The sequence below is a fragment of the Streptomyces thermolilacinus SPC6 genome (genome assembly GCF_000478605.2).
In the GTDB taxonomy this organism is placed as follows: Bacteria; Actinomycetota; Actinomycetes; order Streptomycetales; family Streptomycetaceae; genus Streptomyces; species Streptomyces thermolilacinus.
This window is the reverse complement of record NZ_ASHX02000001.1, coordinates 1,160,432-1,176,485: the sequence shown is the minus strand read 5'-3', so window position 1 is coordinate 1,176,485 and position 16,054 is coordinate 1,160,432. Positions and strand designations below refer to the sequence as shown.

Genomic DNA, 16,054 nt, shown 5'->3' with positions numbered 1-16,054 from the left:
CATGCGGATCGTGATGGGTGCCCAGAACTGCGGTTTCGGCCCCGCCTCCGAACTCGTCGCGGTCTCCCGGCTGCTCCACGGCCACGAGCGGGTGTTCGTCGGCGACGGTGTCGCGGCGGTGTTCGCGCTCCGCAACCCGGACGCCTTCGACGCGGTGAGCACCACCGGCGCGATGCCGCGGGACGCCGCCGACAAGGTCGCCGACGACCTGGTGGGCGGCTGCGACCTGGTCGTGTCCGTCATGGACGCCGACCTCGTCGTGCGCGCGGTGGTGGCGGGCCGGCCGGTGGCGCTGGTGGACAGCCTGTTCAGCTTCTGGCAGGTCCGGGAGCCGCTCGACCGGCTCCACGAGCGGTGCGCACGGCTGCCGCGCTCCTCGCTGCCCGCCGCGCGGCGGCACCTCGACGGGCTGTCCCCGCACGAGCGGATCGTGGCCGCGCACCTGCTGGCCACGCACAGCGTCGTGCAGAACTTCCCCGGAGTCCCCGAACGCCTGGCGGAACTCGCCGCCCTGGACGGCGGCTTCACGAGTCACCTGGCGGGCCCAGTCATCGACACGGAGGGCCTGCGCGGCGTGGACCGCGACGCCGCCCCGGCCCACGACCTGCTGGTCAACATCGGGGGCTTCCGGAACTTCCTGCTCGACTTCGACGCCCACAACGACTACCTGCTCCTGCTCCGGCGGTGGCTGCCCGACCTGCTGCGCGACTGGCCCCGGTTCCCGCGCGTGCTGGTCTGCGGCGGGCCGTTCGGCGGGCACCGGCAGCGGACCGTCACGGTGGCGGGCCGCCGCGCCGACTGCCGGCTGCTGCCGCAACGGCACCTGCTCCGGGCGGTGGCCACCACCCCGTACCAGCTGCTCGCCCCCGGACTCACGGCACTCCACGAGGCGCTGGCCCTGGAGCGGCTGCCGCTGGCCACGCACGAACAGCACGCCGCGCACGTCTTCACCCTGGACCGCCTGGCCGGGACGCTGCTCGGCCGGGGCGCCGGCCGGTTCGCGGACGTCCTGCCGGACCACGCCGTGCCCGAGGACGACCTCGCGGGGACGGCGGAGCTCGTACGGATCGCCGCCCGCGTACGGGAGGACGACACGCTGTACGCCCGCTTCCGGCGCACGTTCAACGAGCGGATCGAGGAGTACGTCGCGCTCAGCCCGGTACGACGGCGGCACGGCGTCGCGGAGCTGCGGGCCCTGCTCGGCGGCGATCCCGTCCACGAGGTCCTGGCCGGGATCGTGGGCGCGGCACGCTAGTGGGGGAAGGTGCGGGGCGGGCGGGTCGGTGTCTCCTCGCGGAACTCGGCGATCCGGGAGTGGATCTGGCGCATCAGATGGGTGTCCTCGATGCGGTCCAGGTAGAGGCAGCGGGCCGCCAGGCCGGGCAGGTCGAAGGCGAAGTACAGGGACATCAGCGGGTTCACGAACAGCTCGCCGCCCAGGGTGCGGTCGGTGAACCGGACGTCGCCGAACGAGCCGCGCACCGCCGCCGCGATGGAGCCGTTGACGATGCTGGGACGCTCCGGGGTGTGGTGCTGGGCGTGTGCCACCGCGTCGAGGTAGAGGGCGCCCTCGCGGGTGGCGCGCGGGATCGAGAACGCCCCGAGGTACGCGCCGTCGCGTTCCAGCGCCGCGATGTTCTCCAGCACCTGCACGTGGTTCACGCCGTGGTGGGCGTCGATGCCGAAGCCGACCGACACGACGAGCCGGGTGGGTATGCCGTCCAGCCCGGCCAGCGCCGCGACGCTCGCCATGTCCTCCTCGGGTGTGCCCAGACCGGCCTCGTCCCCGCGCATCAGGATGTCCGTGCCGCCGTCCACCAGCACCACGGCGTCGATGCCGTGCAGTTCGGCCAGCGCCCGGTAGGCGTCGCGCAGCGGCCGCACACCGGTCTGGGGGAAGGCGTACACGGTGGACGGGTAGCCGTGCAGGCGCAGCCACCGGGCGAGGGTCCGCTCCGGGAAGTACCCCTGGTGCGGTGCGGTTCCGGGCGTCACGACGGCCAGGTCGGGCGCGGCCCACGCGTCGGCGGGGAGACCGGCGAGCGCGCTGAACGACAGGTTCGCGAACCACACCTCCTTGCCCTGGTGCAGAAGCGAAAGCGCCAACGGCAGCCCGGCGTAGACGTCGAACCCGCCCCCGGCTCCCGCGACAAGGACCCGTTCGGCGTCCGCGAGCCGGGAGAACAGCGGATTGGTGTGAAGGGACGTCATGCCGCTCATTGTCCGGCAGCCTGTCCGGCCCGCGCCTCCGGTTTCCCGCCGGGGCCGGTGCCGGTGCCGGGAAACCGGGTGAAGGTGAGCACGGGTACTCATGCGAGGGACGGCCGCCGGCCCGCAGGGTGCGTGCATGCGATCGAACTCTCCGCCGAAGCCCGTGCTGTTGGCCGCACTCGTCTGCCTCGCGCTGTCCGGCTGCGGCGCTCAGAGGGCCCTCGGCGAGCACGCGCCCGCGGCCGTGGCCGCCCCTCCGGCCGTCAGCGACCCGGAGCTGCGCTATCTCGAGTTGACGGACAGCGTCCTGCGGGCCTGCGCGCCCGACGGCCCGCACGACGGCGGGAAGGGCGTGCCTCCCGAACCTGAGGACCTGCCGGGCTGGGAGGACGCGTCCCCGCCCGCGTACGGGCCGGGCGAGACCCCGCCGGGTGCTCCCGACGCCGACGGGCACATCCCGGTCCCCCTGCCCCCGGACGCCACCGCGCCGCCGGAGTCGGACCCCTCGCCCGCACCACCCCCCTCGCTCGATGAAGTGCCGCTGGCCGGCGTCGAGAAGTGCGTGGGGGACGAGCACGCCCGGCGCGTCCGCGAGGCGTTCGGGAACACGGGGACGGCGAGCTGGCGGACGATGCGCGAGAAGCTGACGGCCCTGGACTACCCGACGAGGGTGATCCACCGGATGCCGGACCGCGCGGGCGCGCCCCGCGCCAGGGTGGACCTGCGCTTCATGGGCGGCCACGCGGTCCTGGAGGTCACCGCCCGAGGCGCCGGAGTGCTAGTCGAACCGTTCGGCGCGCCGGAGACGGAGGACGTGAAGGTGACCGACGTGCGGCGGACCCCGCCCCCGGCCGCTGCGGCCCGCTGACCGGCCGGAACCGAAACGCCCGCACCTGCCCCCTGACCGGCCCGCTCCGGCCCGCCGCGGCTCGGTTCGGTCGGCGGGCCGGGGCGCGGCCGGTCGCTCGCGGCTCGTCAGGGGGTGGGGAGAGGGCTGTGCGGGGAGCCGGCGGTGTGGTGGAGGAGGTGGGTGAAGGAGTCCGCCCAGGCGGTGATCGTGGATTCGTCGAAGAGGTCAGTGGAGTACTCGAAGGTGACCGTGATCGTGTCCGTGCCGGGGACCAGGACCGCGTACAGCTCGTTGCGGGCCACACCCGATGTCGGGAGGGCGCGGACCGAGGACGACACGTCGCGCAGGTGCAGGGCGGGCGGCGGGGTGGTGATCACCGTGAACAGCACCGTGGGGAAGAGCGAGTCGCCCGTCCCCGGCGCGACCAGCTCCACCACCTCCGTCAGCGGCAGCTCCTGGTGGTCCAGCGCGGTGAAGAGCGTCGCGCCGAGCCCCGTCACCAGGTCGGCGAACGTGGCGGCCTCGCACGGCCGGGCGCGCAGCAGGACCGCGTCGCCCAGCAGGCCGACCACGTCGGAACGGTCGCGACGGGTGCGGTTCGCGCTGGACGCTGCCAGTACGACATCGGGCAGCCCGCCGCACAGGCCGCCGATCCACGTCGCGAACGTCGCCGCCAGTACGACGTACGGGGTCGTCCCCAGGCGGGTCGCCGTCTCCGCGACCCGGCCCGGGAGGTCACCGTCGATGACCCAGGTGTGCAGGGCGCCCCGGCCCGACAGCTTCGCGGGGCGCGGCCGGTCGTACGGCAGGGGCAGGCGCAGCGGTACGCCGTCGAGCTCCGCACGCCAGAACCGCTCCAGCTCCGCCCTGCGCCCGCCGCCCAGTTCGTGCTCCACGCGGGCGCAGTCCGTGAACTGAACTGCCGGAAAGGCGAGTTGTGCGGGCGCGCCGGTGCGGCGGGCGTCGTACAGCTCGCGCAGCTCGTGCCAGATCACGCCCATGGACCAGCCGTCGCACACCGCGTGGTGGAACACCGTCACCAGCACCCAGCGGTCCGGCCCCAGCCGCGCCAGCCGGAAGCGGAACAGCGGCGCGCGCTCCATCGCGAACGGCCGGGTGGCGTGCTCCCGGCACCACCGCTCGACGGCCGCGTCGTCGTCGGCGTACGCGGCCAGGTCGTCCACCGGCAGGTCCACGGGCACCTCGGCCAGCACCTCGACCACGTACCGCCCTTCGCGCCGTACGGCCCTGGCGCGCAGCGCGTGGTGGCGGCCCACCAGGTCCTCCAGGGCGCCCGCCAGGTCCCGGGGGTCGAGGGCGCCGTCCAGATCGACGCGGTGCGCGATGTTGTACACGCCCGGGTCGGCGTGCTCGTGGTGCCGGTGCCACAGCCTGCGCAGCGTGGACGTCATCGGCGCCGTGTCCACCACCCGGTCGGCGGGCGCGGCACGCCCACCGCGTTCGGCGACACCCCGGATCGTGGGGGCGAGGAAGAACTCCGCCATGGTCAGCTCGACGCCCAGCTCGTCCGCCATGCGGTTCAGGAGTCTGATCGCGCTCAGCGAGTGGCCGCCCAGCTCGAAGAACGACCGGGTCACCGGCACCCGCCGGACGTCCAGTTCGTCGCACCACAGCTCGTGCAGAGCCTTCTCCGCCGGCCCGACGGGCTCCTGGCCCCCGTCCCGGTCCTCACCCTCCGGTACCGGCTCGGGCTCGGGCAGCCGGTCCCGGTCCAGCTTGCCCGACGTGTTCACCGGCAGCCGCTCCAGCCGCACCCAGTGGCGCGGCACCAGGTGGCCCGGCAGCTGCGCGGACAGCGCGGCACGCAGCGCGCGCAGGTCGGCCTCCGGGGCCGCCGGGACCACGTAGGCGACGAGCTCCCGGTCGCCGTGCCGGTCCCGGCGGGACACGACGGCCGCGTCCCGCACGCCGGGCAGGGCGCCCAACACGCTCTGCACCTCGGCCGGTTCCACCCGGTGGCCCCGGATCTTCACCTGGTCGTCCGCACGGCCGCAGTACTGGAGCGAGCCGTCCGTGCGCCAGCGCCCCAGGTCCCCCGTCCGGTACAGCACGCAGCCCGCGCCGTCGGCGACGAACGCGTCGGCCGTCTCCCGAGGCCTGCCGTGGTAGCCGTACGCGACGGGGACGCCGCCCACGTGGATCTCCCCGACCGCGCCGGGAAGCACCTGCTGCCCGGCCTCGTCCAGCAGCACGATCCGCGCCCCCGGCACCGGTGTGCCGATCGGCGGCCACTCCTCGCCCGCCGGATCGACCCGGTGGGAGGTGACGATGACGGACGTCTCCGTCGGCCCGTACTGGTTGTACAGCGCGCACCCGGGGTGCGCGGCGAGGAAGCGGCGGAACGCGCCGGTGAGCCGCAGCGCCTCACCGGCCGAGAAGAGCTCCCGCAGCGACGGCAGTTCCGGCGCGGTGTCGATCAGGTACCGGAGCGGGGTGCACGGCATGAACATCCGCTCCACCCCGTGGCGGCGCACCACCTCCGCGACGGCCGCCGGGTCGTGCCGCACCTCGTCGTCGATCAGTACGAGGGCCGCCCCCGAGCACAGCGTCGTGAAGATCTCCTGCACGCTCACGTCGAACGCGGGCGACGTCCACTGGAGGGTGCGCAGGCCGGGATGGCGGGCCAGGTGACCGCGTACGAGGTTGACCGGGCCCCGGTGCGGCACGACGACGCCCTTGGGGCGGCCGGTCGAACCGGAGGTGTACACGCAGTACGCGGGGTCCTCGGGCCGCGCCCCGTCGGCGGGCGGCCCGGCGGGCGGCCCGGCGGCGGGCCCGGCCACAGGGGCGCGGCCGTCAGCCGGGGAGTCGGCCAAGGGCCCGGCCTCGGACGGACCGTCGGCGGCCGGGGCCTCGGGCAGGAGCGCGCCGGGCACCTCCTCCACGAGCCGTACGGGCAGCGGTCCCGCGCCGAGACCGGGGTGCCGCGCCAGTACGGAGGCGGAGGTCAGCAGCAGCACGGGCGCCCCGTCCTCCAGGAGCGTGGCGAGCCGGGGCGTCGGCTGCGACGGGTCGAGCGGCAGATACGCGGCGCCGCTCTTCAGCACACCCAGCAGCGCGGCGATCAGTTCCGGGCCGCGCGGCAGCAGCAGCGCCACCCGTTCCCCGCGTACGGCGCCCCGGGCCCGCACGTCGTGGGCGAGGGCGTTCGCGCGCAGGTCCAGGTCCCGGTAGCGGACGCTCTCATCGCCGCTCACCAGGGCGACGGCGTCGGGGGTCCGCCGCGCCTGCCGCTCGAACAGCCCGTGCAGGGTGTCCTCGACGGCGGGCGACGGCTCGTCCAGGCGGCCAAGCCTCGCGAGGGCCGCGCGGTCGGGCGCGGTCACGGCGGTCAGCTCGCGCAGGGGGGCGCCGGGCGCGTCGAGGGCGCGGCGCAGCACCTCCTCCACGTACCGCGTGAAGCGGCGCACCGTGGCCTCGTCGAACAGGGCCGTGTCGTACTCGACCATGAACCGCACGCCGTCGCGGTGGTGCGTGAAGTAGACGCTCAGGTCGAACGGGGCGCGCTCGCTCGGCACGTCGAGCAGCTTCGCCGCCAGCCGGGGCGGGTCGAACTCGGCCTCGCCCTCGTTCTCGTACTCCACCATCACCTGGAACAGCGGGTTGCGCCCCGGGTCCCGGCGCGGGTTGAGCGCCCCGACCAGCTCGTCGAAGGGCACGCCACTGTGCTCGTACGCCGCCGTGCTGCCGTCGCGCACCCGGTGCAGCAGCGTCGGGAAGTCCGGGTCGCCGGACACGTCCAGGCGCAGCGGCACGGTGTCGAGGAACAGTCCGATGTGGTGCTCGGCACCGGAGGGCCGCGCCGCGACGGCCGTGCCGATGACCACGTCGTCCTGGCCGCTCATCCGGCCGAGGACCGCCGCGACGGCACCGGTCAGCGCCATGAACGGTGTGGCGCGGTGCCTGGCGGTGAACGTCCGCAGCGCTCCCGTCAGTTCGGCGTCCAGTTCGTGTGTGAGGCTCGCTCCCGCGCCCGACCTGACCGGCGGGCGGGGCCGGTCGGTCGGCAGGGCCAGCTCAGGGGCGCCGGCCAGCGCCCGCCGCCAGAAGCCGAGCGAAGCGGCCGGGTCCGCCGGGCGGGCCGGGGCCACCTCGGGCAGGGGTGGCGGCTCGGGGGCGCCGCACGTCAGGGAGCGGTAGCGGGCGGCGAGGTCGCGTACGAGCACCGCCGTCGACGACGAGTCGAACACGATGTGGTGGGCCAGCAGGAAGAGCAGATGCCGCTCGTCGGACAGGCGCAGCAGCCGGGCCGTCACGAGCGGCCCCTCGCGCAGGCCGAGCACCCGCCGCCCCTCCGTCGCGAGCGCGGCGCGCACCGCCTCCTCCTCCGTCGCCCCTGTGTGGTCGTCGACCGGGCACTCCAGCCGTATCCCGTCGCGGATCTCCTGGTACGGCACGCCGCCGTCGTCCGGGAACACCGTGCGGAGCGCCGGATGACGGTCGGCGACCCACTGGAGCGCCCGGCGCAGCGCCGCCACGTCCAGCGGCCCGTCCAGCCGGACCGCCTTGGGCTCGTGGTACATGCTCGTCCCCGGATGCAGCTGCTCCAGGAACCAGATGCGGCGCTGCGCGGGCGACAGCGGCACCCGCTCCGGTACGGGCTGCGCCGCGTCCCCGTGCCGCGCCTCGGGTGGCTCGGGTGCTGCGTGCGGTTCGGGTGCCGCGTGCGCCTCCCGAGCCTCCCGCGTGGCTGCCTCCCGCGCGCCGGGTGCCGCGCGGCGGCGTACCCGGTCGAGCACCGGCAGCCCCGCGAGGACCCGTTCCGCCGGTACGCCGAAGTCCACGAAGCAGGCGATCTCGTCCGCCCCGGCGTCCACCAGGCGGCGCACCGTCCGGGCGGCCGCCTCCTCGTCGCCGATCAGGGCGCGCGAGGCGCAGTAGCGCTCGTAGGCCCGTTCGAGCAGGAACTCCAGGTCCTCCTCGGGCGTGCTGTCGAGGTCGGCGGTGAAACCGAGGCTGTTGGTGACCTGGCCGAAGAGGGAGAGCGAGGAGCGCAGGTACGACACGAACGGCCGGTACGCCTCCGCCCGTGCGCGGTCCCCGTCCTCACCCAGGTACGTGTGCACCAGCACCACCACCCGGCCCCCCGCCGGGTCGAGCCCGTGCTCGGCGCGGGTCCGCCGGTACAGCGCGACGTTCTCCGCGAGCTGCTCCACGGTCTGCGTCATCAGGTTGGTCACCACGCCCAGCCCCTCGGCGGCCGCGCGCCGGTAGCTGTCCGGGTTGCCCACCACGGCGACGTACAGGGGCAGTTCGGGCTGCACGGGGCTCGGGTGGAGGCGTATCTCGACGGGCTCGCCGTCACCGGCGGTCGTCGGCAGCGGCTCGCCCGACCAGAGCCGCCGCACGGTCTCCAACTGCTCGTACATCACCTCGCGGTGACGGCCGAAGTGCTGTGGGGCCAGCGAGAAGTCGGTGGCGTGCCAGCCGCTCGCGACGCAGAGGCCCGCTCTGCCGCCGGAGATGTTGTCCACGACGGACCACTCCTCGGCGACCCGGACCGGGTGGTGCAGCGGCAGTACGACCGAGCCCGCGTGCAGCCGGACGCGGCTGGTCGTCGCCGCGAGCGCGGCGGCGAGGACGGAGGGGTTCGGGAAGAGCGCGCCGAAGGAGTTGAAGTGCCGCTCGGGGAGCCAGAGCGCGTGGAACCCGTGCTCGTCCGCGTACTTCGACGCCTCCATGATCAGCCCGTACTTGCCGCCGTCCGCGCGGGCGCCGCCCCGGGCAGCGGTGTCGGTGTCCTGCGGGTAGTCGCCGAAGAAGTACAGACTGAAGTCGCAGCCGGGGGTGGGCGACGGCTCCGACCGCTGTTCGCCAACAGCCACCGCCGGGGAGCGCGGCGCGGGAGACGAGGGCTGTGCCGGTGCCTGGGACGGCGTCGGTGTCGGTATCGGTGTCGGTGTCGGCGTCGGTACGGTGGTGGGGGCAGGCGTCGGGGGAGCGGCGGGGCGGGCTGCCGTGGGGGCGAGGACGTCGAGCTGGCGGGAGATCACCCCGGTCACCTGGTGGACGAGCTGTTCGGCCACGCGCAACTGCTGCCCCAGCAGCTCGTGCAGCCCGGAGGGCGCTTCGGGGGCCGGTGCGGGCGCGGGCGCCGCTTCCGGTACGGCGGCCGGTACGGCGGCCGGTGCGGGTGCGGGCTCAGGTTCCGGGTCCGGTGCCAGAACGGCGGGCGCGGATACGGCCCCGGGCTCCGGTACGGGTACGGGGGCTGGTTTCCGTACGGGTGTCGGCTCGGGCGCCGGGCCCAGCTCCCGTGCCAGGCGTTCGGCCAGGGCACGCGGGGTGTCGGCAGTGGAGAACAGCTCCCGCACCGGGACGCGTACGCCGTAGCGCTGTTCGAGCTCAGCCGTCATGCCCATCAGCGCGAGCGAGTCCGCGCCCAGCTCGAAGAACGACGTACCCGGCGCGACGTCCGCGATCCGGCGGCCGAGCTTGTCGGCGGTCAGCCGCCGTACGTCGTCGAGCAGTTCGTCCGGCACGGCGGGCTCCTTCGGGGTGGTGGCGGGCGGTGCCGACGGGAGGGCCTGGGCCTGGACCGGCGGTGCTACGAGCGGATCCACCCGGCGCCTGCGCAGCGGATGCCCCGGCAGCGGCACCCTGCCCCCGCCGCCGCCGACCGCGCCCCACTCCAGGTCGGCGCCCCTGCGGTACAGCTCGCCCAGCGACGTGAGGAGCCCGTGCGCCTGGTCGGCCGCGCCGGGCCCCGAGCCCTGCCCGCTCAGCCAGCGGCTCTCCGGTACGCAGTGCCTGCCGAGGCCCGTGAGAGTGTCCCCGGCACCTATCTCCAGGAAGTCCGCGCAGCCGTTCGCCGCCGCCGCGGCCATGGCCAGGTCGAAACGGACCGGCTGCCGCGCCTGGTGGCAGAGGTACTCGGCGTCGGGGGTCCAGCCCACCGGGCGCACCCGGCCGTCGGCCGCCGTCACCAGCGGCGTGCGCAGCCGCCCGTACGCCACCCGCTCGGCGTGGTCGCGGAACGCGCGCAGCGCCGGCTCCATAGCGGCGGAGTGGAACGCCCGGTCCACGGGCAGCGCCCGCCACCGCAGCCCCTCCCGGTCCAGCAGCCGCCCCGCCTCGGCCAGGGCGTCCGGCGGGCCGGAGACCACCTGGGCGTGCGGGCCGTTGACCGCAGCCAGTTCGGCACCGGCGGCCCGCGCTATCCGCTCCGCGTCGGCCGGGGCGGCGCGGACCGCGAGCATGCCGCCCGGCGGGCAGGCGTCCTGCATCAGCCGACCGCGCCACGCCGTGAGCCGCAGCCCTTCGTCGAGCGTGAGGGCCCCGGCCGCGTGGAGGGCCGCGTACTCGCCGACGCTGTGCCCGAACAGCAGCGCGGGGCGCACCCCGGCCGCCCGCCACACCTCGAAGAGCGCCGCCTGGTGGGCGAACAGCGCGGCCTGGGCCGTCTCGGTGGGCCAGACGCCGCCGCCCTCGACGGACCCGGCACCGCCCTCGCCGTCGGACTCGCCCAGCAGCAGCGGCAGCAGGGTGCCGCCGAACTCCTCGGCGTACAGCTCCTCGCACCGGTCGAGTGTCCGCCGGGCGGCCGGATGGGCGGCGTGGAGGCCGCTCGCCATGCCGCGGCGGCCGCTGCCCTGCCCGGAGAAGGCGAAGGCTAGCGGCCCCAGCGGGTCCGGTGGCGCGGCCCGCCGCTCGTCCAGCGCGGTGGCGAGCTCCTCGGCGGTCCGGCCGACGGCCGCCGTGCGCACCGCCCGGTGGGGTCGGCCGAGGGCCATGGTGGCCGCCACGTCCGACGCCGCCAGGCCGGGCCGCTGCCGCAGCCGGTCGCGGAGCAGCCCGGTGTACGCGTCCAGCGCCCGCGCGTCGCGCGCCGACACCGGGACGAGTACCGGCAGTCCGGGCGCGTTCGGCGGGGGAGCGGGCCGTACGGGAGGCTCCTCCAGCACCACGTGCGCGTTGGTGCCGCCGACGCCGAGCGCGCTGACCCCGGCCCGCCGCGGCACACCGTCCCGTGCGTGCCACGGCCGCAGTTCGGTGGCGAGGACGAGCGGGCCGCCCTCCAGGCGCAGTTCGGGGTTGGGCCGGGTCAAGTACGGGGTGGGCACGAGGGTGCGGTGCCGCAGCATGAGGACCGTCTTGATCAGTCCGGCCATCCCCGCGCAGCTGTCCAGGTGACCGATGGCGGGCTTCACCGAGCCGACGGCGCAGAACCCCGTCCGCCGCGTGCCCTCGCCGAGGGCCCTGCCGAGCGCCTCCAGCTCCACCGGGTCGCCGAGGCGGGTGCCCGTCCCGTGCGCCTCCACGTACGAGATCGTGTCGGCGGGCACGCCCGCCCGGCGCAACGCCTGGCGCACCACGTCCACCTGGCCCGCGACGCCCGGCGCGCTGAACCCCACCTTGCCCGCCCCGTCGTTGTTGACGGCCGAGCCGAGGATGACCGCGTGGACCGTGTCGCCGTCGGCGAGCGCCCGGTCGAGCCGTTTGAGCAGCACGGCCGCGACGCCGTTGCCGCCGACGGTGCCGTCGGCCTCCGCGTCGAAGGCCCGGCAGCGGCCGGTGGGCGACAGGATGGAACCGGGGTGGCTGCGGTAGCCGGTCTCCTGGGGGAGGTGGACGGCCGCCGCGCCCGCGAGCGCCAGGTCCGCCTCGCCGGTCAGCAGCGCCTGTACGGCGAGGTGCACGGCGACCAGCGACGTCGAGCAGGCCGTCTGCACGCCGATGGCGGGGCCGGTGAGGCCGAGCCGGTAGGCGACGCGGGAGGCGAGGAAGTCGGGCTGGGTCCCGATGGCCGCCTGCATGCCGGTCGCCGGGTCGTCCGGTACGCCGCCCGCCCGCGGGTGCTGATGGTCGTACAGGTTCATGCCCGTACCGGCGAACACGCCCACCCTGGTGCCCGGTTCGGCCGCCGCGTAGCCGCCGTTCTCCAGCGCCTCGTGGCAGCACTCCAGGAACAGCCGGTGGGAGGGGTGGGTGAGCCCGGCCTCCTTGGGGCTCATCCCGAAGAAGTCCGCGTCGAAGTCGTCCACGCCGTCGATGACGCCCGCGACCGGCACCAGGCCCGGCGCGCGCCGCTGCTCCGGGGACAGACCGGCCGCCGCGAGCTCCTCCTCGCCGAAGACCCGCACGCTGTCCACGCCGTCGCGCAGGTTGGCCCAGAACCGGTCCGGCGAGTCCGCGCCGGGGAAGCGCAGTGACAGTCCGACGACCGCGATACGCCGGTCGGCGGCACCGTCCTCCGGGGAGGCGGCACCGCCGTCCAGGGTGGCACCGTCCTCCGGGGCGGCACCGCCCCCCGGGCGGGCCGCGCCCACCGCCTCCTGCCGGTCCCCGGGCTCGGCGGCCAGGTGGGAGGCGAGCGCGTCCGCCGTGGGGTGTTCGAAGAGCGCGGTCCGCGCGATCCGCCGGTCGAGCCGCTGCTCCAGGCGGGACCGCAGACGGGTCAGCGAGAGCGAGTCGAGGCCCAGTTCGTAGAACGGCGCGCGCGGGTCCACCGGATGCCCCAGTACGGCGGCGATCTCCTCGCACACCACCCGCGTCAGGACATCGGAGCCGCCGTCGCCGCGCGGGGCGGAGCCGGTACGGAGACCACCGGCGGCCAGCCGGTCCCGCAGCTCGGCGCGGCGCACCTTCCCGGCGGGGGTCCTCGGGAACTCGCCGTGCGGTACGGGCAGGACGTGGGAGGCGGTGAGGCGCAGCCGGGAGAACAGCGCCGCCTTCACCTCCCGTACGATCCGCGCGTCCTCGTCGGTGCCGCGGCTGACGAAGAACACGGCCAGCCGCTCCGTGCCGCTCTGCTCGTCCGGCACGCCGCAGGCCGCCACCTCGCCCTGGCGGACCCCGGCGACGGTGGTCGCGGCCTCCTCCACCTCGTGGCAGTAGACGTTGTGCCCGTTGAGGATGATCAGGTCCTTGCGACGGCCGGTGACCACGACCTGCCCGGCGTCGAGGAACGCCAGGTCGCCCGTGTCCAGCCAGTCCCGCCCCGCGGGGAACGCCTCGGCGTCCGCCTCCGGGTTGTTCACGTAGCCGGGGGTGAGCCGGGCGGGCGCGTGCACCTGCAGGCGGCCGATCCGCCCCGGGGGCACGGGCTCCCCGCGGTCGTCCACCACGCGCAGGGTGACGCCGTGCGCGGGCGCGCCCGCCGCGACGAACGTGACGCACTCGTCCTCGGGCGTCCGCTCGTCGGCCCGCACCAGGTCGCCGCCGAGGCTGCTCTTGAGGAGGCGGTGCACGGTGCCGGGCCGGTCCAGCCGCCCGTACGTGACGGCCGTGACCGTCTCGGCCATCCCCCACACGGGCATGATGTGGTCCGCCCGCACCCCGTACGCGGCGGTGGCGTCGAGGAAGCGGCGCAGCACCGGCAGGACGATCTGCTCGCCGCCGCACAGCAGCGTCTTGAGGCCGCCCAGGTTCCGGACGCGGCCGGGCCGCTCGGCCAGCGCGTCGGCGACGAGCCCGTACGCGAAGGTCGGCGCCCAGCTGTGCCGCGCCCCGTGCTCCTCGACGAGGTCGAGCCAGCGCAGCGGCTCGGCGAGGACCCGCTCGGTCGGCGCGTGGACGTTGCCGCAGCCCACGAAGACCGCCAGCAGGTGGTACAGCAGGAACGCTCCGCTGTGGTCGACCGGCAGCCAGTTCACCATCGTGTCGTCGGGCCGTACGTCCAGGACGCGTCTGCTGCTCGCGGCGAAGTCCGCCAGGCCGGTGTGGGTGAGCCGCGCCGCCTTGGGCACGCCGGTGCTGCCGGAGGACAGCATCAGCAGCGCCACGTCGGACCCGTCCGGCTCGACGTGGTCGTCCGCCGGGCGCGCGTCCAGGCAGTCCCGCGCGACCGCGACCCGCAGGTGGGGAGCGGCGGCGGCCAGGGTCTCCGCCCCGGCCGCGTCACCGAGTACCAGCGGCCGGTCCAGCACCGTACAGGCGTGCAGCAGGCGTTCGTACGCGGGCGAGCCGGGCACGGCCCGCTCCGCGATCGCCGCGGGCCGCACGCCGCCCAGCACACAGGCCCAGAACGCGGGGAAGAACTCGTCCAGCGGCAGCCCGCACAGCACCACCGTGTCCCCGGCGCGCACCCCGCGCTCCCGCAGCCCGGTGAGCAGCCGACGGGCCCGGAGGAGCAGCTCCGGGTAGGTCAGCCTGGTCGTGGAACCGTCGGGGGCGACGGCGACGACCGCCGCGCCGGAGTCCGCCTCGGCGGCGCGCAGCAGGGCGTCCACGGCGTCGCGCGGGTCGCCCTCGGTGTACTCCGGCTCAGGCCCCCGGCAGAGCGCCTGTCCCTGTACGCGTTCCATCCGTGTCCCCTTCCTCTCCACTCGTGGACGACCGGCGGCGGCCCGCACCGGTGCGGACGGCGGCGCACAGCAGCAGGACCAGCGCCCCGCACACGGCCGCGCCGTGGAACATCCCGACGACCGTCAGGGCGGGCAGCGCTTCGAGAGCCGCCGCGGCGAGCACCGTGCCCAGCGCGAAACCGGCCGTCTCCGCCGTGGCGGACAGTCCGAACAGGCGGCTGCGCTCCCGGTCGAGAGCGGCCTGGAGGCGGGAGGTGTAGACGATCTCGGTCCAGCCGTCGGCGAAGCCCGCGCACGCGGCGGCCGCCATCAGACCGGCTGCGGGCAGGCCGGTGAACGCGGCGACGAAGCAGACCGACATCGCCAAGGTGCCGAGCGCGAAGGCCCGTTCGCCCCATGCCGCGGCGCCGCCCGCGCGCTTGAGCACCAGGTGGGCGGCGACGGTTCCCACGGCCCACGCCGCCCAGAACCGGGTCATGAACAGCGCGGGGTCGGACGGGGCGTCGGCGTGCGCGACCACGGGCAGCGCCACGTTGTGCGAGGAGGACGCGAGCGCGTCGAGCCCCCTGAGCAGGATCATGCCGAGCAGCAGGGCGGGAAGACCGGCGACGCCCTGCCACGGCCGCGGGCCGCGCGGGCGTACGGCGCCCTTCCGGCGGCGGCCGCCCTCGCCCCGTACGGGCCCATCCCGTAGGGGTTCGTCCTGTACGGGGCGGTCCCCTACGGGCTCATCCCGTACGGCTCGGTCCCTTGCGGGTCCGTCCCCTACGGGCTGGTCCCCTGATGGCTCGGGCTGGTCCTCGCCTTCCGTGCGGGGCCGCAGGGCGAGCAGCGCGCCCGCCGACACCGCGAAGCTCACGGCGTTGACGGCGAACGCGGTGGCGTAGCCGCCGAAGCCGATGACGGCGGCCGCCGAGGCGAAGCCCAGCACCGTCGCGATCGACCGGGCCGTGACCAGCAGCCCGTTCGCCCGCGTACGCGCCTCGTGGCCGACCATCGCGGGAACCGCGCTGCGCAGGGCGACGGTGAAATACGTGTTCCCCGCGCCCATCACGACGACCACGCAGCACAGCAGCCACAACGGTGTGCGGTCCGCGCACACGGCCAGCACCGCCATGGCGAGGCCCTGGGCGACGTCCGCGCGGACCATCGTCCGCAGGCGGGTGGTCCTGGCCGACAGCGCCGCGGCGGTCAGCCCCGCGACGAAGCCGGACGCCAGGCGCAGCGCCATCACCACGCCGACGCCGAACGCCGTGCCGGTGACCTGGTACGAGAACAGGCTCAGCGCGATCAGGTTCAGGTAGTTGCCGTACCCCGACACCGCGTACGCGCAGACGAGGGCACAAAACCGCCGGTCCACACCCGCCACTACGGCCCCTCCCCGCGCGTGTTCGCGCTCACCGGTCCTCGTTCCGCTGGTCGTTTCCGGGCACGCCGAAGCCGCCGGGCGCGGAGCCGGGCACGGGCGGGCAGGTCACATGATCGTCGCTGGCACCGGATCACGCACCCCCTGGCGGCCAACGCGTTCCAGGCCGGCGCCCGGGCTGTCGCGTTACGACCCGGTACGCCCTCCGCTCCCGCCCGCGCGGCCCGCGCCGGAACCCCCGGTGTCCTCCAACAACACCGTGAGCGGGCAGGCTTGACGCGTCGGGGAAGCCGTCCCCGGACAAGGAGGGGGCCAGATGACCGGACGACGACCCGACCCGCCCGCCCGCAGCCGGGAGGT

General features: G+C 75.5%; 5 protein-coding genes. 2 read left to right on the top strand and 3 right to left on the bottom strand.

What is annotated here, in order from left to right:
• Position 1: 1 nt before the first annotated feature.
• Positions 2 to 1,255 (top strand): hypothetical protein, encoded by a 1,254-nt coding sequence (locus J116_RS05035; RefSeq protein ID WP_023590435.1) that lies wholly within the window; start codon positions 2 to 4, stop codon positions 1,253 to 1,255.
• Here the strand turns inward: J116_RS05035 and J116_RS05030 are convergent.
• The gene (locus J116_RS05030; RefSeq protein ID WP_023590436.1) at positions 1,252 to 2,211 is read right to left on the bottom strand and encodes a DUF1152 domain-containing protein; all 960 of its coding nucleotides are present in this window, start codon (positions 2,209 to 2,211) and stop codon (positions 1,252 to 1,254) included. The two genes, J116_RS05035 and J116_RS05030, sit on opposite strands and share 4 nt — an antisense overlap.
• A 136-nt stretch (positions 2,212 to 2,347) precedes the next feature.
• Between J116_RS05030 and J116_RS05025 the strand changes: the two genes are divergently transcribed.
• Entirely contained in the window at positions 2,348 to 3,079 is a 732-nt protein-coding gene (locus tag J116_RS05025; protein ID WP_139140461.1) for a hypothetical protein, read from the top strand.
• A 107-nt stretch (positions 3,080 to 3,186) separates the two neighbouring features.
• On the opposite strand, the gene J116_RS05020 is transcribed toward J116_RS05025, so the two are convergent.
• Positions 3,187 to 14,328, bottom strand: a complete 11,142-nt coding sequence (locus tag J116_RS05020; protein ID WP_051203958.1) for a hybrid non-ribosomal peptide synthetase/type I polyketide synthase — start codon at positions 14,326 to 14,328, stop codon at positions 3,187 to 3,189.
• Positions 14,288 to 15,697, bottom strand: a complete 1,410-nt coding sequence (locus J116_RS05015; protein ID WP_023590438.1) for an MFS transporter — start codon at positions 15,695 to 15,697, stop codon at positions 14,288 to 14,290. Before J116_RS05015 ends, J116_RS05020 begins: the two co-directional genes overlap by 41 nt.
• Positions 15,698 to 16,054 lie beyond the last annotated feature (357 nt).